Below are 18,896 nucleotides of genomic sequence, written 5' to 3'. Positions count from 1 at the left end.
CGTGCTCAACGTGGAGGGCACGACTTGCGACATGGCTATCAACGTTCCACTCTCGTGCCTGTCATGAACCAAGGGTTGCTGACCGGCTATTTCCCTTGTAGACGCATCTACAACTTAAGCAATTGCCGGATCTCATGAAGTTGACCGCCAACAATCCACCGCGCCGTCTCAGCGTTTTCGGCTCGACCGGCTCGATCGGTGTGAACACGCTCGATGTGATCGATCACCTGGGCGGCCGCGATCAGTTCGAGGTCATGGCCGTCACCGGTCATGCCAATATCGAGCTTCTGGCAGAGCAGGCAAGAGCGACAGGCGCGAGACTCGCGGTGACTGCAGACGAGAGCCAGTATATGGCGCTGAAGGATGCGTTGTCGGGAACGAAAACCGATGTCGCAGCGGGAAAAAGCGGTCTGAAGGAAGCAGCCGAACTCGACGCAGAATGGGTCATGGCAGCAATCGTTGGAACCGCCGGTCTTGCGCCGACCCTTGCGGCCGCTGCCCGTGGTGCCACCATCGCGCTTGCCAACAAGGAATGCCTTGTCTCCGGTGGAGATCTGTTTGTCGACGCCGTGAAAGCTGGCGGTGGCAAACTCATCCCCGTAGACAGCGAACATAGCGCAATCTTTCAGTGCCTTGACAATAATCAGCGCCACGCACTGGAACGAATTATCCTGACAGCGTCCGGCGGCCCATTTCGCGCCTACACCCGCGAACAGATGCGGGATGTGACCGTTCAGTCGGCACGCACGCACCCCAACTGGTCCATGGGGCTCAAAATATCTGTCGGCAGCGCCTCCATGTTCAACAAGGCGTTGGAGATGATCGAAGCCAAACATCTCTTCGGGGTGACGTCCGATCAGATCGAGGTGGTCGTTCATCCGCAATCGATCATTCACTCCATGGTGGGCTATGCAGATGGCTCAGTTCTCGCCCAACTTGGCGCCCCGGACATGCGCACCGCCATCGGTTATGCGCTAACCTATCCAAGCCGCCCCGGCCTTCCGGTGGAGCGATTGGACTTTACAAAACTTTCCCGCCTGGATTTCGAAGCGCCGGACGAGGATCGCTTCCCGGCACTGCGCCTCGCACGCGTCGCCATGGAGCGGGGCGGCTTGCAAGGGGCAATCATGAATGCGGCAGAGGAAACCGCCTTTGATGCCTTCGTCACTGGCGATATCGGTTTTCTCGACATGGCCGGCATCGCCGAGAAGGTCATGGAAGCGATGGTGGACCATCCACCGGCATCATCGATCGATGATGTCTACAAAACGGACGAAGAAGCCCGTCGCCGGGCAAGCGGTTTCATCAAGCATACATGAAAAAACCGCCTGACAAGCAGGCGGTTTTCGAAAACGTCGATGATTGGCGATGCCTCAGGCAACTGCGCGCGCAAGCGCACATTGCGACCACAGCGAATGAAGAGCGCTGACGAGCTGATCCATATCCGCATCGCTATGCAACGGCGTCGGCGTAATGCGCAAACGCTCGGTCTTGCGCGGCACAGTCGGATAATTGATCGGCTGCACATAGACATTGAAATTGTCGAGCAGGATGTCCGAGATCCATTTGCACTTGGCCGCATCTCCAACCATCACCGGAACGATGTGGCTTGGATTGTCCATATGCGGGATGCCGCGTGAATCCAACAGCGAACGCAGCCGACGGACCCGTTCCTGATGGGCGAAACGCTCGATCTGGCTTGTCTTCAGGTGCTGAATCGAGGCCACCGCGCCCGCAGCCAGTGCCGGCGGCAATGCGGTGGTGAAGATGAAGCCGGATGCAAAGGAACGGACAAAGTCGCAAAGCGCGGTTGAGGCAGTGATATAACCGCCCATGACACCGAACGCCTTGCCGAGCGTTCCCTCGATAACAGTGACACGGTCCATCAATCCTTCGCGCTCAGCAATACCGCCGCCGCGCGGACCATACATGCCAACAGCATGCACTTCGTCCAGATAGGTCATGGCGCCATATTTGTCAGCGAGATCGCAGATCTCCTTGATAGGCGCAATGTCGCCATCCATCGAATAGACGGATTCAAACGCGATCATCTTCGGCGCCTTGGGATCAGCGGCAGCAAGCTTTGCTTCCAGATCTTTCAGGTCATTATGCTTCCAGATGACGCGATCGCATTTTGCATAGCGAATGCCCTCGATCATCGAAGCGTGGTTCAAAGCATCGGAAAATATGATGAGGCCCGGGATCTTCTGGCCGAGCGTACCGAGCGCTGCCCAGTTGGAGACATAACCGGACGTGAAGATCAGTGCCGATTCCTTACCATGCAGATCGGCCAATTCGCGCTCGAGAAGAACGTGATGGTGGTTGGTACCAGAAATATTCCGGGTGCCTCCCGCACCCGCGCCACAGTGATCAATCGTTGCTTTCATCGCCTCGATCACTTGCGGGTTCTGCCCCATGCCGAGATAGTCGTTGGAACACCAAACGGTCACATCGTGCGAACCATCTTCAGTATAACGCGTCGCGCGGGGAAAATTCCCCTTCTGGCGCTCAAGTTCAGCGAACACCCGGTAGCGGCCTTCGTCGTGAAGACCATCCAGTTCGCTCTTGAAAAACGCTTCGAAATCCATTGCCAAACTCCAGCTAAGGCGTTCCTTTTGAGATCACCCGCGCGCGCGGTCAACCCCTTCCAGATGGAATCGCTCTAAAGTGCGACAAATGGTACAAATTTTCGCGACTTCCATTTTGACTACTAGCTTATGCGAATCACCTTAAATTTGACTTGCATCAAGCGGAAGTGAAAAAGGGCAGCCCCGCCGCCCTTTTTCCGCCAGTTTGCTCAGACAACAGCCCTAGGCCGCCATTACAGCGCGTCTTGCCATAACTTTGATTAGGTTTGCGCGATATTCGGCGCTGGCATGCATGTCAGCCATAAGGTTTGATGGATCGACGGAAATCGATGAAAGCACATCCGCCGACCATTGCGAGGAAAGCGCTGCTTCCATTTCTGAAACACGAAACACTCCTTCCGATCCGGCCCCGGTGACAGCAACCCTGACGTTCCCGCCAGACTTGGCCACGAACACACCGGTCATCGCGAATCGGGAAGCGGGATTGGCAAATTTCGCATAACCCGCCTTATCCGGTGCCTCGAAGGTGATCGCCGTGATGATTTCACCCTCTTCCAGGGCCGTATCGAACAGTCCTTCGAAGAAGTCATCAGCGGCGATCTGCCGCTGATTGGTGACCAACGTAGCACCAAGGCCCAGAACCGCAGCTGGATAGTCCGCGGCGGGGTCATTGTTGGCAAGAGAGCCGCCAATGGTTCCCATATGCCGTACATGCGGATCACCGATCAGGCTTGCGAGATCGCAGATCGCTGGACAGACGGCACGAAGTTCTGCCGATGCCGCGACCTCCGCATGGGTGGTGGCAGCGCCGATAGTCAAACGGCGCCCTTCGACCTTGATACCCTTCATCGAATCGACATGTCGCAGATCGACGAGGTCACTAGGCTCCGCCAAACGTTGCTTCATTGTGGCGATCAAGGTCTGACCGCCGGCGAGATATTTCGCATCTTCGGAGCCCGATAGCAGCCTGGCTGCATCTTCAACCGATGATGGACGGTGATAGCTAGTTGCATACATTGTCCCGTCCTCCCCTCAATTTCTTGCCTGGATTGCGTTCCACACCGCAAGCGGCGTGGCTGGCATGTTGAGCGCGTTGGTGCCGATCGCGTCTGTGATGGCATTGATCAGCGCCGGCGGTGAGCCGATGGCACCCGCCTCCCCGCACCCCTTGATGCCGAGCGGATTGCCGGGACAAGGCGTGCATTGATGGGAAACCTCGAAGGACGGCAGATCATCCGCTCTCGGCATGGCGTAGTCCATGAAACTGGCCGTCAATAGCTGGCCGGTCTGCGGATCGTAGCGAACCCCTTCCAGCATGGCCTGGCCAATCCCTTGAGCGATCCCGCCATGAACCTGCCCTTCGACGATCATGGGGTTGATGATGTTGCCGAAATCATCTGCCGCAACAAACTGGACGATCTCTGTCTTGCCTGTCTCCGGATCAACTTCGACCTCGCAGATGTAGCACCCGGCAGGGAAAGTGAAGTTGGTCGGATCGTAGAACGCCCCTTCCTTCAAACCTGGCTCCATGCCGGCCGGGAGATTGTGGGCGGTATAGGCAGCCAGTGCCACCTGGAACCACGGGAGAGACTTGTCGGTGCCGGCGACCTTCAACTCGCCATTTTCGATGACGATATCGCTTTCGTCGGCTTCCATAAGATGCGCCGCAATCTTCTTGGCTTTCGCCTCGACCTTGTCCAGCGCCTTGACGATGGCGGACATTCCGACAGCACCTGAGCGCGAGCCATAGGTCCCCATCCCCATCTGTACTTTGTCGGTATCCCCATGAACGATGGAAATACTGTCCAGAGGCACACCAATCCGTTCGGCCACCAACTGGGCAAATGTGGTTTCATGCCCCTGTCCATGGCTATGCGAACCTGTCAGCACTTCGACTGTACCAACCGCGTTGACACGGACCTCCGCTGATTCCCACAGCCCCACACCGGCACCGAGCGAACCAACCGCCTGTGACGGCGCAATACCGCAGGCTTCGATGTAGCAGCTCATGCCGATGCCGCGCTTTTTGCCGCGCTTTCCAGCCTCTTCCCGCCGGCTGGCAAACCCGTTCCAGTCGGCGGCAGACATCGCAGCATTGAGAGAGGCTTCGTAATCACCCGCGTCATAATTCATGATCACAGGCGTTTGGTAGGGGAAGCTGCGGATGAAGTTTTGCCGTCTGAGTTCCGCCGGTGACACGCCCAGTTCACGCGCAGCCGTTTCGACCGTTCGCTCAAGGAGATATGTCGCCTCCGGACGGCCCGCGCCGCGATAGGCATCCACCGGAACCGTATTGGTGTAGACTGTGCGCACATTGCAATGAATGGCCGGAATTTCATACTGCCCTGAAAGTAGCGTGGCATAGAGATATGTCGGCACCGACGAGGAAAACAGCGACATATAGGCGCCCAGATTGGCGACAGTATCGACCTTCAAGGCGATCATGCGGTTGTCTTTATCAAAACCCATCTTCACCTTGGAAACGTGATCGCGACCATGGGCATCGGTAAGAAAGGCCTCCGTGCGATCAGATGTCCATTTGACCGGCACGCCGGTTTTCATCGATGCCCAGAGACAGACGATTTCTTCCGGATAGATGTAGATCTTCGATCCGAAACCGCCGCCGACATCCGGCGCAATGACGCGCAGCTTGTTTTCCGGCGCGACATTGTAGAAGGCACTCATTACCAACCGTGCCACATGCGGGTTCTGGCTGGTGGTATAGCAGGTGTAGTGGTCTTCCGCGGAATCATAGATGCCAAGCGTCGCACGGGGCTCCATGGGGTTCGGGGACAGACGGTTATTGTGGATCTCGATCTCGGTGATGTGCGCGGCTTCCGAAAGAGCCTTGTCGGTTGCGCTACCGTCCCCGATCTCCCAGTCATAGATCAGATTGTTTGGTGCTTCCGGATGGATCTGCGGCGCGCCGCTTTCCATGGCCGAAATAGCGTCGGTCACCACCGGCAACTCTTCATAGTCAATGGAGACAACTTCACCGGCGTCGCGCGCTTGGCCAACGCTGTCGGCAATGACGATGGCAACCGCATCGCCGACATAGCGAACAGTGTCATGCGCGAGCGGCCGCCATGCACCCATATTCATCGGCGAGCCATCTTTGGAGTGGATCATCCATCCACAGATGAGATTGCCGATGCCATCCGCCAGAAGCTGCTTGCCTTCCAGAACGTCGATGACGCCGGGCATGGCCTTGGCAGCCGAAAGATCGATGCTCTTGATCTTGGCATGCGCATAGGGAGACCGCACGAAATAGGCATATTTCATGCCCGCAACACTCATATCGTCGGTATAACGGCCCTTGCCGGTTAGAAAACGCTTATCTTCCTTGCGCGCCACACGCGCGCCGATTCCTTCAACACCCATTGTCTTCTCCTCCAGAGAAACAGGATTTAGGCTTGTGACAGTGGGCAGCGTGAGGCGGGATGGCTGCGCAGATGCGACGACGCCAACCGCGTTCAACTGCCGGCTGGCTTATTCGGCAGCCTGACGGCTATTGGACATCTCGGCATTGGCGGCAAGAATGGCCTTAACGATATTGTGATAACCGGTGCATCGACAGATATTGCCTTCGAGCTCTCGGCGCACGGTCGCTTCATCGAGGTTGCCACCGTGGCGATCGATCATATCGACTGCTGCCATAACCATGCCGGGTGTGCAGAAACCGCATTGTAAGCCGTGATGCTCCTTGAAGGCGGCCTGGACCGGATGCAGCTCACCGGAACCGGCTAAGCCTTCGATCGTCGTGATCGTGGAACCGGAAGCCTGAACCGCCAGAATGGAACAGCTCTTCACGGACTTTCCATCCATATGAACAACACAGGCGCCGCATTGTGTGGTATCGCAACCCACATGCGTGCCGGTCAGAGCTAGATTTTCCCTGATGAACTGAACAAGCAGCGTGCGGTCCTCGCAGTCGCCACTCACTGTCCGGCCATTCACCGTCAGCGTTACTTTCGTCATTATGTTCCTCCTCGTGTCTCTCCCTGACACAGAGGCATCATTTGACTATTTGATCCCGGGATCAACATGAAGTTTTAGGCATTGTCGCTAATTAGTTCCCGCACCGCAGCAAATTGCGGGGCAACACGCATCACATCGAGACAAAAAAAACGGACAATTCGACCACGCTCAAATGTGTGCGTGGACTTTCACGTTTTCGACGATATGCTTAAATATACAGGAGGAGCCTTGCTGGAAAAGCAGGCAAGCACTGAATGATAAAACCTCTCAATGGTTTCGCTTAACAGGAGAAGAGTTATGAAGATAGTTCTGGCGCTCGTCTTGACGGGCTTGCTTGCGGCAAGCTGCACGCAGACGGAAAAGGGCGCATCCATTGGCGCCGCATCTGGCGCCGTCATCGGCGGCCTTGCGACGGGCAATGTCCGTGGTGCCGCAGTTGGCGCAGCGATCGGCGGCGTTGCCGGTGCTGTACTCGGTCGCGTTTCCGAGCAGCCGGGTCAATGCTACTACCGCGACCGCTACGGTCGTCGCTACATCGACTCTTGCCCACGCGGCTACTGATCGAACGACTCAGGAGCACTGGTGCGCAACCCAGTGCTCCTGAGCATCGCCACAATATGTTAGCGAAAGTCGGGATATCCTGCCGGTGCGGTTTCGTATAAGATAAAATCTTAGCTAACCCGGTTGCCGGACCGACGACTGTTGCGACGGAAGAAACTACTGCGCATGCCGATTTTATCGACACAGCCGAATATCAGTACAGCGTTTCGGAAAGCAGGCACCGTCTTGACGGTCGCAGCAATTGCTGCAGCTTTTCCCGCCCACACGCCGAATGCATACGCGTTCGAGCTTTTCGGCATCCATATTTTCGGTGACGACAAGAAGGAAGAGCAGGTCATCAATCCTGTTTCATTCACCCTGACCTTCGAAACGGGAACAACCGACAGCAAGCTGCAGGAAGCGCTGGAGAACACATCGCTCCTGTACCAGAACTCTGACGAACCCGTCTCAGGAGACCTTGGTCTTGTTATCCGCGCGCGCGACGACCGTGATCGCTTGATTGCAGCGCTCTACGAAAACGCGCGCTATGGCGGTGTGGTCAATGTCGCCGTCAACGGCATACCGGTCGACCAGCTGCCGCCCAATCCAGACTTCTCCGGCAACAGGCCTGTTCCCGTTACGGTCAAGATTGAACCTGGCCCGACCTTCACATTGGGCAAGATCAGCCTGGTGGATGATGCCGCTTCCCTTGACCCGGAAAACTATGACCTCGTCTCGGGCGGGGCCGCCGGATCGCTCGTCATCCTGAAAGCTGCCGAACAGATCGTCACCGATCTGAAGCAACAGGGCCGACCTCTGGCGCAAATAACAAGCCGCGATGTCATTGCAAATCACGACACACAAACGGTCGATGTCATGATTGCTGCAGACAGCGGCCCACAGGCACCACTTGGCGTCATCACTGTGTCCGGCAGCAAGGCTGTCAATGCCGCGTTCATCGAGCGTTACTCTCGCTTGAGGCAAGGCCAGACCTATTCTCCGCAGAAGCTCAACAAGGCATCAGAGCGGCTGCGCAAGCTCGGCGTCTTTTCGAGCGTCAACCTGAAGCAGGCTGACCGACTGTCACCTGAGGGTGAATTGCCGATCGAGATTGCTGTTTCAGAAGGCAAGCAACGCTATTTCGGCGTCGGCGCCACGGTTTCCAGCATCGACGGCTTCGGTATCCAGGGCTATTGGGGCCACAGGAATCTCTTCGGTCAGGCCGAAGCACTCCGCATCGAAGGCTCCGTGGACAGGCTCGGCAATACCACGGAACTTGGTGATCTCGACTATTCGGCCGGCATCACGTTCACAAAGCCCGGGGCCTTCTTTCCGGCTGCAACGTTGAGCGCCAGCGTCAAGGCTTCGACAGCCAACACAACTTCTTACGATCTGACAGCGGTCACAGCACAGACATCGCTCGCCTATGAACTTACCGATGTCGATACGGTGTCAGGTGGCGTCTCTCTACGCTGGTCAGACATTGATGACGCATTCGGCTCGAATGATTATCTAACCTTTTCAACCCCTTTCGAGTATGTGCGCGACACCCGAGACAGCACACTTGATCCGACAGAAGGCTACCGCGCCTCGATATCGGCGACTCCAAGCTACGAGATCAATGGCGGCGCTTTCTTCTCGTCCTTCGAGGGGTCTATCGCCGGCTATCAATCGCTGGGTGCAGAAGATCGACTTGTTCTCGCGGGCAAGCTGGATGCGGGGACCCTGATAGGCGGCGATACCCTCGCAGCCATTCCCGCAGATCGCCGTTTCTTTGCCGGTGGGGGCGGATCGGTTCGCGGATATGCGTTTGAGGAAATCTCCCCTTACAATGGGGCCGGCGACGCAACCGGCGGGCGATCTTATGCTTTGGCGTCGTTTGAAGCCCGCATCAAGGTGACAGATTCGATTGGTATCGTCCCTTTTGTTGACGCCGGCAGCGTGACTGCCTCAAATATCCCTGATTTCTCAGATATTCGCCTCGGTGCGGGCATAGGCTTGCGCTATGCTACACCCTTCGGACCGATCCGGCTCGACGTTGCAATGCCTCTCAATCCTTATGACGGCGGCAGCAAATACGGGATCTATGCCGGCATAGGCCAGAGCTTTTAGGCCAATCAGCAGCGAACGAGCGAAGAGACTCAGGCAGAATGGCCTTCATAAAGCTTATAATCATTACCCTCCTCAGAGCCGCCAAATATGCGATAGGCCTTGGGCTGGCCGTGCTGATCGCAATCATCGCGCTTGCAGGCTTTACTTCATTTGGCGCCGGCATTCTTGCACCCTGGATTGCATCAGCAGTTTCCCAGCCGGGGCGGGAGATCACCATTTCTGGCCCTGGGCCGCTGCTGACGGGCGAATTGCGAGTACAATCCGTTTCAGTCGCAGATGAAAAAGGAACCTATGCCACGATTGATGGCATCGCTCTGGACTGGTCGCCGCTCTCTCTTCTCGAATTCACGTTTGACGCAGACCGGCTCGAAATTGACTCCGTGTCGGTTACCAGGAAACCGGATGCACCCCAAACAACCACCCAGGCCAGTGACGGTGGTTTTTCGCTGCCAGTCAATTTGGATATAGATAGCCTGCTGTTTCCCCATATAGCACTCAATCAAAACGTGCTCGGCCGCACGTTCGATCTAAGTATCAGTGGAAATCTGGCCGCCGACTCCAATGCCATTAGTTCGAAAATTGCGGCCAAGCGTAACGATGGCGCCGGCGGCACGCTCGATGCAGATATCATGTTCTCGCCCGACGATGATCGGCTGAAGCTGGATGCGCGTTTTTCAGAGCCTGAGGGTGGTGTGCTTGCGGGGTTGCTACGCCTCCCGTCCAACCCTTCGGTTGACGTCGCCGTTGTCGGAGAAGGTCCTCTCTCCGAATGGACTGGCGACATTTCAGGCACCGTTGACGGACAACAGACTGTCGACATCAAGGCGACGCATCGGCAATCCAAGGGTGGCCCGCATCAATTGACAGTCACGGGGGGCGGTCAATTGGCGACCCTCTTGCCGCCAGCGCTTCGTCCGGCATTTGCCGGAACGACATCCATCGATCTCGCCGTCGATTACGCAGAAGATGGCGGTCTCGATCTACAGAAGGCCGACATTGCCAGCGGCAGCCTGACGCTGACCGGCTCAGGCACTCTTGATCCATCGGGCGACAACGATCTGACAGCAAGCCTGAAGGGTGTTAACGGCCCAATCGACTTCCGTTGGCCAATGGTTGAACACGAGCTTGCGACTGCCATTGAAAGTGTCGATTTGACCGCACGCGGTCCCGCCAGTGCAGTCAAACTCGACCTCAGTGCCTCGCTCAACCGCCTGACTGTGCCGCAAGCGGATCTGCGCGGTGTTTCGCTATCCGCAAGGAGTGCCACATTCGATCTGGGAAACAGAACGGGTGCTCTGGACGTGGTGCTCAGCGTCAACGCAAGCGCATTCACCAATCCATCATTGGAACGAGCCCTGAAGGCGCCCGTAACAGTGAAGGCACCTGTAATCCTCTCCGCGGACAAAGTGGCTGTCGAAGCCGCGACCATCGAAAGTGCAACAGTTGGCGGCACCGCCACCGGACAATACGCTCTCGACACGCAGGAACTGGATGCGCAGATCAAGTTGTTTGCCCTGCCATCCGTGCTGCCAGAAGATTTGGCCGGAAAGTTGACCGGAACAATCGAGATCGCCGGTAATGTGAACTACCAGCAGCCAACGACCGTGACGGTTGATGGCCTGACCGTCAAGTCCAACCTGGGTTCGATCACCGGCAATGCCTCCTATGAAGACGACGCACTGACCGCCAACCTCACAGGTGAGCTTTCAAACCTGTCCACATTTATGGACAAGGCAGAAGGCAAAGCCGACTTTTCGCTGGACGCCAGCGGGCCTTTGGATGCGCTGGATGCCAAAGCAGAGATATCCATCGATCAGGCCAAATTTGCCGGATACGAGCTTAAGGGATTTGAGCTTCAAGCAAGCGGCAAAGCAGATCCTGACGCCCCGACGGGAACCGCCACAGCATCAGGATCCATTGATAGTCAGAGCATAGACCTGTCGGCCGAACTCAAAAGCGAGAACGGACGCGCGGTCCTTCCGCAATTCGAAGCAAATGTCGGTGAAAACAGGATTACCGGCAACCTGTCCTTTTCGCCTGACTTCCAACCGGAAGGCGCGTTTCAATTCGACTTCCCAAAGATTGCCCTTCTGGCTGCCTTGGCCGGCCAGAATGTAGAGGGTGACCTCAAGGGCAAGGTTGAATTGGGCTCAACGAATGGATCGATCCGCGCAAAAGTAGAGGCTAGCGGTTCGCGCATCGAACGCGACGGCACACTGCTGAGTGGGCCAAGTATTTCGCTCGACATTCCCGACGCCAAAGCGCTCGCTCTCAATGGAACCTTGAAAGCATCAAGTCTTGCTCTCGGGACAAACAAGGTCAGCGATATTGCTCTCGCCTTCGAACGCCAGTCATCTGCTACCGAGTTTGACCTTGAAGCCCAATATGACAAGGCGCCGGTCACGGTGAAGGGTAGCATCGAACAAGACGAGCAATTGTCGATCGCCTTGCAAGAAGCCTCCGCTACACCGCAAGGGATCAAGGTTACGCTCGCTGATCCGGTCACCTTGAAGATCGCTGATGGCGGAGTTGCATTCCAGGATCTGAAGATAAAGGCAGGCGATGGCACGATCAGTGCGAGCGGCAATGCTGGCTCTGAGCTGGATGTCAACGGCCGCCTGGATGCCTTGCCGGCATCGCTGGTCAATCGCTTTGTTCCTTCTCTATCCGCCGCTGGCACGATCTCCGGAACAGTTACAGCAAATGGCACCGCTTCCAGCCCGTCGATCGGATACGACCTGAAATGGTCCGATGCCGCAATCGCCCAGACCCGCAGTGCGAACCTGCCTGCACTGACGATCAACGCCAAAGGGCAGTTTGCCAACAGTAAGGTAACAGTCCAAACCGAACTGTCAGGCGTCTCCGGCCTGACACTGTCAGGCGGCGGGTCGGTTGGGATTACTGGAAACAAGCCACTGGATATGCGCTTTTCCGGAGACCTGCCCTTCGGCGTTCTGGCCGGGCAACTGGCTGGACAAGGGCTTGTGCTGGAGGGTGCTGCGGCTGTGAATGTCAACCTCGCGGGCAGCGCTCAGGCACCGCAAATTTCCGGTTCGATCAACACCAACGGCGCACGTCTCATAGACACTCGGCGAAATCTCGCTGTTGAAAACCTGTCAGCCAGCATAGCGATGAACGGGAACACGGCACGCATCGAAAACCTGACAGGCCAACTGACTGGTGGAGGCAAGGTCACTGCCAGCGGCACCATCGACATACTGAGCCCGAATTTGCCTGCGGACCTCACGGTAAAAATGGATCAGGCGGCCTATGCCGACGGCACCATCTTCTCGACAACGGCCAGTGGCGACATGACGGTGAAAGGTCCGCTTCTGGCCTCGCCAACATTGTCTGGCGCTGTCAATCTTGGCGAGACGGCGATCACGATTCCCGAACGCCTTCCGCCGACATTGCGCCAGCTTGACATCGAACACCGCAATGCGCCTGCAGATGTGCGCAAGCAAATGGCGGAGGTCAACAAAACAGAAAGCCACGGCAGCAGCTCCGATCTGGCGCTCGATCTGAAAATCTCGGCCCCTGCCCGGATTTTCGTACGAGGGCGCGGCATTGATGCGGAGCTCGGCGGATCGCTCACCATTCGCGGGACGGCCAGTAATCCGATCGTCTCTGGCGGTTTCACGCTCACCCGTGGGCGATTGATGATCCTGACGCGCCGACTCGACTTCACCAGCGGCAAGATCACCTTCGGCGGCAATCTTATTCCGCGACTGGATATGACAGCGACCACCACCAGTGGCAGCACCACGATCACAACATCGATCGAGGGCTTGGCTGATGACCCGCAGATTACCTTCTCGTCGTCACCCGCCCTTCCCCAGGATGAAATTCTGGCGCAGTTGATCTTCGGACAGTCCATCGCCAAGCTATCGCCGCTGCAGATCGCACAGCTTGCCGATGCAGCAAGCCAGTTGGCGGGGGGCAATTCCACATCGCTTCTCAACAGTCTGCGCTCCGGCCTCGGTGTCGACAATCTCGACATCACCACCGACAGTCAGGGCAATGCCAGCGTAAGTGCCGGCAAGTATCTGAACGACCGCACCTATCTGGAACTTCAGCAATCGGGTGAAGGCACAGGCAAGGCGGTCATTAATCTGGATATAGGGCGCGGGGTAAAGTTGCGCGGCGAAGCCGGCGGTGACGGCAGTGGTGCAGCCGGGATCTTCTACGAAAAAGAGTACTGATCGGACGCCTGCAATATAACGTGCGTCAAAAGCCGGCCTTGGTAGTCTTCAACAGTATGTTGGATTCTGTGTTGTTGATACCTTCAATCAGCCGGATCAGTCTCAATGTTTCGTCAAAACCTGCAAGGTCGCGGGTCTCAAGCTCGGCAATCAAATCCCATCTTCCATTGGTGCTGTGCAGTGCCCTGACCTCCGGAATGCCACGTAACTGGCGCATCACTTGATCGGCAAGCTTGCCGAGCACTTCGATCAAGACAACGGCGCGGACACCGATTTGACGTAGCTCGTCACCGGTCCTCACCGTAAACCCCGTGATCGTTCCTCCGGACACCATGCGAGTGATGCGCGCCGTCACGGTCGCCCTGGAAGCCCCGGTCTCAGCGGCAAGCGAAGCGACTGGAATGCGCGCATTCTGCCTGAGGGTCGCAAGAATAGTTCGGTCAAGGTCGTCAAGTTCCTGCATTGTGCGCACCGCTATTTATCAAAGTGTCAAATTGGTGTTCAAAATCGACACTATTCCTTCTTTCTGTCAACAGACGAATGCAAGATGATGGTGACAACATCAGGAGAGAGCATGGATAAGAACGGAAAATCAGTCGCTTTGATCGGCGTACCGCTGGAGGAAGGTTCAGGCCGTGGCGGATGCGCCATGGGACCGGCAGCGCTGCGGATAGCCGGAATTTCTGACGCCCTTTCCGATCTCGGTTACCAGGTCTCCGATTGCGGCGATCTGCGGCCTGATGCTGCAATGGATCTCACACCGAACGAAAACGCAAAACACATCCAACGCGTCGGTGCGATGACACGCGCGCTGGAGAATGCGATATATGTTGCGGCAGAAGGCGGCAGCATTCCGGTGACGCTGGGCGGCGATCACAGCCTGGCCATGGGCAGCGTTTCCGGTATGGCACGGCATGCACATACACAAGGCCGACCGCTCTTCGTATTGTGGCTGGACGCCCATGCCGATTTCAACACGCCGGAAAGCTCGCCATCTGGAAACATGCATGGAATGCCGGTTGCCTATTTCTGCGGTGCTGCCGATCTCGGCAATATCCTGCCGGAAGATCGTCCCCTAGTTGATCCCAAGCGCGTCTATCAGGTCGGCATTCGTTCGGTTGATGCCCAAGAGCGCAAGCGCATCGGAGAGCACGGCGTGCGTGTTTACGATATGCGCGCCATCGACGAGTTGGGCATGGCATCGATCATGCAGAGCATATTGCAGGAAGTTGCCGCCCAAAACGGTCTGCTCCATGTCAGCCTGGATGTCGACTTTCTCGATCCGGCGATTGCGCCAGGCGTCGGCACAACGGTTCCAGGAGGCGCTACGTTTCGCGAGGCTCATCTCATCATGGAGATGCTGCATGATAGCGGTCTTGTCGCTTCCCTGGACCTGGTTGAGCTCAACCCGTTTCTCGATGATCGAGGCACCAGCGCCCGCGTTCTCGTCGAACTGTCGGCAAGCCTCTTCGGTCGCAGAATTCTCGATCGTCCCACCCGCTCCGCGTGATCAATAGAGGTCTTGAGATGACATTATCAGCAGAACTGATCGCCACAGAACAGCGTCTCGGCGCACACAACTACAAGCCGCTCGACGTCGTGTTGACCCGTGGTGAAGGCGTTCACGTCTGGGACAGCGAAGGCAAACAATACCTCGATTGCCTCTCTGCCTATTCCGCCGTGAACCAGGGACATTGCCATCCGCGCATTCTGGCCGCTCTGACGGAACAGGCCTCCAAACTGACTTTGACATCCCGCGCATTCCGCAACGACCAACTCGCCCCGTTCTATGAGGAGATAGCCGCGCTGACCGGCTCGCATAAGGTGCTGCCAATGAACTCCGGTGCCGAGGCTGTGGAAACCGCCATCAAGGCGGTCCGCAAATGGGGCTACGAGACCCGCGGAATTCCGGAGGACAAGGCCGAGATCATCGTCTGCGCGAATAATTTTCACGGGCGCACGCTGAGCATTGTTTCGTTTTCCACCGACCCGGATGCGCGCCGAAACTTCGGACCCTTCACCTCCGGATTCAGCATCGTGCCCTTTGGTGACGAAAAGTCGTTCGAAGCGGCAATCAATCCCAACACGGTCGCGGCACTAATCGAACCCATTCAGGGCGAGGCAGGCGTTATCATTCCGCCCCCTGGGTATTTCCGCCGCGTGCGCGAGCTTTGCACGCAACACGATATCACGCTGATACTCGACGAAATTCAGACGGGCCTTGGTCGCACCGGAAAACTGTTGGCCGAAGAACATGAAAACATCGAGGCGGATGTAACGCTTGTCGGCAAGGCTCTGTCCGGCGGCTTTTACCCCGTATCGGCTGTCCTTTCGAATTCCGAGGTTCTGGGTGTGTTGAAACCGGGACAGCACGGTTCGACATTTGGCGGTAATCCTTTGGCCTGCGCAGTCGCGCGCGCGGCCTTGAAGGTCCTCGTCGAGGAAGACATGATCGGCAACGCGGAGCGCATGGGGGCCCGCTTCCTCAACGGTCTTGGATCAATTCGCTCGAATATGATCAAGGAAGTCCGCGGCAGAGGATTGATGCTTGCCGTCGAACTCGACCCGGACGTCGGCGGTGCTCGTCCCTATTGCTACGCCCTGAAAGACAAGGGCCTCCTGGCAAAGGACACCCATGAGAATACCATCCGCTTTGCCCCACCTCTGATCATCGATGAAAAACAGGTAGACTGGGCACTGGAACAGATAGAAGCAGTCCTGACCGGCCCCATTTCTTGAAACGCCACCAGCACTTTATCACGACCTGTCCGGCAACCGGAAAGCAGTCAACGTCTTTGGCGCTTGAAGAGCTGTGGGCGGAATTTAGAATTAAGAAACATTCTTCCGTTAGGCTTGCCGTAGTGAGCCCCGAATCAGTCCTGCCAGACACGGCAATTGTATAAAGGCACGCATTTTCGGCAGCAAAGGTTGCAAATGCCGTACTTGGCACAGCGACGATTGCTCAGGCACAGGAAAGTTGGGAAGAATTTTGATGTCAACGGCGATCAACTCTACGAATTTTGGCGATGAAACTCTCGAAATCATCGCGTTCCGCCTGCATGATCAGGAATTCTGCGTGCGGACAACGACGATCCGGGAAATTCGCGGCTGGGCACCATCCACGCCGATTCCCCACGCTCCTGCCGACGTAATCGGCGTGATGAACCTCCGTGGCTCAGTCATCCCGATCATCGACCTCGCGCAAAAGCTTGGCATGAAGAGCACCGTTGCAAACGAACGCTCGGCGATTGTTGTCACCGAGGTGCACAACATGGTCATTGGCATGCTGGTGGATCGCGTCTCCGACATCCTGACCATTCCTGCCACGCAGGTACAGCCGGTGCCGGAAGTGTCGGCCTCCTTCGACAAGTCCTTCTCTGAAGGTATCATCGCGACTGAACATGGTATGATCTGCTTCCTCAATCTGTCGAAAATGTTCAAGGGCAGTGAGATGGAGGACATGGCAGCCTGACGGTGCCTGTAAAGCTGAATTTGGCAAGCCGCCCTGGGTCACCTCGGCGGCTTTTTCTTTGCCAAATTTCGAAAAAAGCAATCTTAGGTTTATTTAATTACAACTTAAACATTGAGCACTTATAGATAAAGAATTGTTGATTCCGAAATCAAAGGGGGAGCGGATAACATGTTTGGCAAACCGTCATCGCGGAAGCTCAATTCGTTTTTCGAAGCGCTTTCACGCTCTCACGCAATTATTGAATTTAATATCGATGGCACGATCGAGCGTGCCAACGAGAATTTCTGCAAGGCACTCGGCTACACGCCAGCTGAAATCGTCGGTAAACACCACAGCATGTTCTGTCCCACAGACTATGCCGCGTCGGAGGAATACAGAGCTTTCTGGAAAGCTCTCGCCAGCGGCAAATATCAGTCCAGTTCATTTAAACGCATCGCCAAAGGCGGCCAGGAAATCTGGATCCAGGCATCCTATGATCCGGTCATTGTCGGCGGCAAAGCCGTCAAAGTCGTGAAAGTTGCAACGGACATAACGGAAGCCAAGCAAAAGGCCATCGAGGATGACAGCAAGCTGGCCGCCATCAGCCGGTCTCAGGCCGTCATCGAGTTCGAGCCCACGGGCAAAATCATCACCGCCAATGAAAATTTCTGTGCAGCGACTGGATATGGTCTCTTGGAAATCCGGGGCAAGCATCACAGCATGTTCTGCGATGCTGATTACATCGCCTCGCAGGCGTATAAGGATTTCTGGCCGAAACTCGCTCGTGGCGAGTTCCTGTCCAATGAGTTCCTGCGCTATGGCAAGGGCGGCAAACCGCTCTGGATCCAGGCGGCCTATAATCCTATCCTGGACGACAAGGGCGCAGTGGTGAAGGTCGTGAAATTCGCCACCGACGTCACCGCGCGCATGAATGATATTGCCCGCTTGAGCGATGGTCTGAACACGGTCGCTCACGGCGACCTCACGGTGCATTTTGCCACGCCCTTTGTGCCGACAATGGAAAAGACCCGTAGCGACTTCAACGAAGCCGTCGCGAAATTGCGCGAGACATTACAGACGGTTGGCAAGGCGGCGGGCGAGATAGCCGCGGGATCGCGTGAAATCGGCGCCAATGCCGGCGATCTTGCCAAGCGCACAGAACATCAGGCGGCATCGCTCGAGGAGACCGCGGCAGCGCTGGCCGAAATAACAACGGCCTCCTCAGAATCTAGCCAGAGTGCAGACCTTGCCGGCAAGGTGGTCGCTCAAACCAAGCTCCATGCTGAGCAATCCAGCAAGATCGTGGACGGAGCCGTCGACGCCATGGCGGAAATCGAGACCTCCGCCAAAGAGATAAACAATATCATCGCTGTCATCGACAGCATCGCGTTTCAGACCAACCTTCTGGCGTTGAACGCCGGCGTCGAAGCTGCCCGTGCCGGCGATGCCGGAAAGGGCTTCGCCGTGGTGGCGCAGGAAGTGCGCGAACTTGCCCAGCGTTCGGCAGCGGCTGCCAAGGAAATCAAGGGACTGATCACGGCATCCGGCACGCACGTGGAAAAAGGTGTCGGGCTCGTGCGCCAGACAGGCGATGCATTGAGGGAAATTCTGGAGGCCATCCGTCAGATCGATGGCAATGTGACTGACATCGTCTCCAGCACCCGCGAACAGGGTACAAGTCTGACTGAGGTCAATACGGCGGTCAATCAGATCGACCAGGCAACACAACAGAATGCGGCTATGTCAGAAGAATCGACTGCGGCCAGCCACCGCTTGTCGGAAGAGGCCGACATTCTGTTCGAACTTCTGAGCGCCTTCAAGCTTGGAACGGACGCCTCTACGCCGGCAATGTCCTCTCCCATACGCGCATCGCCTCGCGCCGCAACTGCTTCCGTAAAGCGGCCAGTACCGGCGGTAAACGGAAACCTCGCGCTGAAGGAAAACTGGGAAGAGTTCTGATCGGTCTGGCGCTAATGGAAAAGGGCGGTCAGTGACCGCCCTTTTCTATTTCATTTTATCGAAGTC

Annotated in this window: 13 protein-coding genes; 8 read left to right on the top strand and 5 right to left on the bottom strand. The window is 56.7% G+C overall.

Going from position 1 to position 18,896, the window contains the following annotated elements; translation table 11 throughout:
• Positions 1–134: 134 nt before the first annotated feature.
• Positions 135–1,319: a 1-deoxy-D-xylulose-5-phosphate reductoisomerase gene (gene dxr / locus ACWPM9_RS02570; RefSeq protein ID WP_484756637.1), complete on the top strand. Its 1,185-nt coding sequence runs from the start codon at positions 135–137 to the stop codon at positions 1,317–1,319.
• Between the two features lie 54 nt (positions 1,320–1,373).
• On the opposite strand, the gene hemA is transcribed toward dxr, so the two are convergent.
• From hemA to ACWPM9_RS02550, 4 genes are all read right to left on the bottom strand, one after another.
• Positions 1,374–2,588, bottom strand: a complete 1,215-nt coding sequence (gene hemA / locus ACWPM9_RS02565; protein ID WP_428188226.1) for a 5-aminolevulinate synthase — start codon at positions 2,586–2,588, stop codon at positions 1,374–1,376.
• A 222-nt stretch (positions 2,589–2,810) separates the two neighbouring features.
• Positions 2,811–3,605 (bottom strand): FAD binding domain-containing protein, encoded by a 795-nt coding sequence (locus tag ACWPM9_RS02560; RefSeq protein ID WP_484756636.1) that lies wholly within the window; start codon positions 3,603–3,605, stop codon positions 2,811–2,813.
• A 15-nt stretch (positions 3,606–3,620) separates the two neighbouring features.
• On the bottom strand, positions 3,621–5,969 hold the full coding sequence (locus tag ACWPM9_RS02555; protein WP_484756635.1) for a xanthine dehydrogenase family protein molybdopterin-binding subunit: 2,349 nt from the start codon (positions 5,967–5,969) through the stop codon (positions 3,621–3,623).
• 108 nt (positions 5,970–6,077) lie between these two features.
• Positions 6,078–6,566 (bottom strand): (2Fe-2S)-binding protein, encoded by a 489-nt coding sequence (locus ACWPM9_RS02550; protein WP_428188223.1) that lies wholly within the window; start codon positions 6,564–6,566, stop codon positions 6,078–6,080.
• 297 nt (positions 6,567–6,863) lie between these two features.
• Here ACWPM9_RS02550 and ACWPM9_RS02545 point away from each other — a divergent pair, with 297 nt between their 5' ends.
• From ACWPM9_RS02545 to ACWPM9_RS02535, 3 genes are all read left to right on the top strand, one after another.
• Entirely contained in the window at positions 6,864–7,127 is a 264-nt protein-coding gene (locus ACWPM9_RS02545) for a YMGG-like glycine zipper-containing protein (protein ID WP_428188222.1), read from the top strand.
• Positions 7,128–7,292: 165 nt separating this feature from the next.
• The gene (locus ACWPM9_RS02540) at positions 7,293–9,218 is read left to right on the top strand and encodes an autotransporter assembly complex protein TamA (protein ID WP_484756634.1); all 1,926 of its coding nucleotides are present in this window, start codon (positions 7,293–7,295) and stop codon (positions 9,216–9,218) included.
• Between the two features lie 38 nt (positions 9,219–9,256).
• Positions 9,257–13,420: a translocation/assembly module TamB domain-containing protein gene (locus ACWPM9_RS02535; RefSeq protein ID WP_484756633.1), complete on the top strand. Its 4,164-nt coding sequence runs from the start codon at positions 9,257–9,259 to the stop codon at positions 13,418–13,420.
• Positions 13,421–13,445: 25 nt separating this feature from the next.
• Here ACWPM9_RS02535 and ACWPM9_RS02530 read toward each other — a convergent pair whose 3' ends face one another.
• Positions 13,446–13,883, bottom strand: coding sequence for an Lrp/AsnC family transcriptional regulator (locus ACWPM9_RS02530; RefSeq protein ID WP_428188219.1), 438 nt, complete (start codon positions 13,881–13,883; stop codon positions 13,446–13,448).
• A 111-nt stretch (positions 13,884–13,994) separates the two neighbouring features.
• On the opposite strand from ACWPM9_RS02530, the gene rocF reads away from it, so the two are divergent.
• The 4 genes from rocF (at position 13,995) to ACWPM9_RS02510 (ending at position 18,830) form a co-directional block, all read left to right on the top strand.
• Positions 13,995–14,930, top strand: a complete 936-nt coding sequence (gene rocF / locus ACWPM9_RS02525) for an arginase (protein WP_484756632.1) — start codon at positions 13,995–13,997, stop codon at positions 14,928–14,930.
• A 17-nt stretch (positions 14,931–14,947) separates the two neighbouring features.
• The gene (rocD, locus tag ACWPM9_RS02520; RefSeq protein ID WP_484756631.1) at positions 14,948–16,159 is read left to right on the top strand and encodes an ornithine--oxo-acid transaminase; all 1,212 of its coding nucleotides are present in this window, start codon (positions 14,948–14,950) and stop codon (positions 16,157–16,159) included.
• Between the two features lie 253 nt (positions 16,160–16,412).
• Positions 16,413–16,892: a chemotaxis protein CheW gene (locus ACWPM9_RS02515; RefSeq protein ID WP_428188216.1), complete on the top strand. Its 480-nt coding sequence runs from the start codon at positions 16,413–16,415 to the stop codon at positions 16,890–16,892.
• A 168-nt stretch (positions 16,893–17,060) separates the two neighbouring features.
• Entirely contained in the window at positions 17,061–18,830 is a 1,770-nt protein-coding gene (locus ACWPM9_RS02510; protein ID WP_484756630.1) for a methyl-accepting chemotaxis protein, read from the top strand.
• Positions 18,831–18,896: the final 66 nt, after the last annotated feature.

The sequence above is a fragment of the Agrobacterium sp. H141 genome (genome assembly GCF_057158725.1).
Note: the sequence above shows the minus strand (reverse complement) of the source record. Positions and strands in the feature narration are given on the sequence as shown.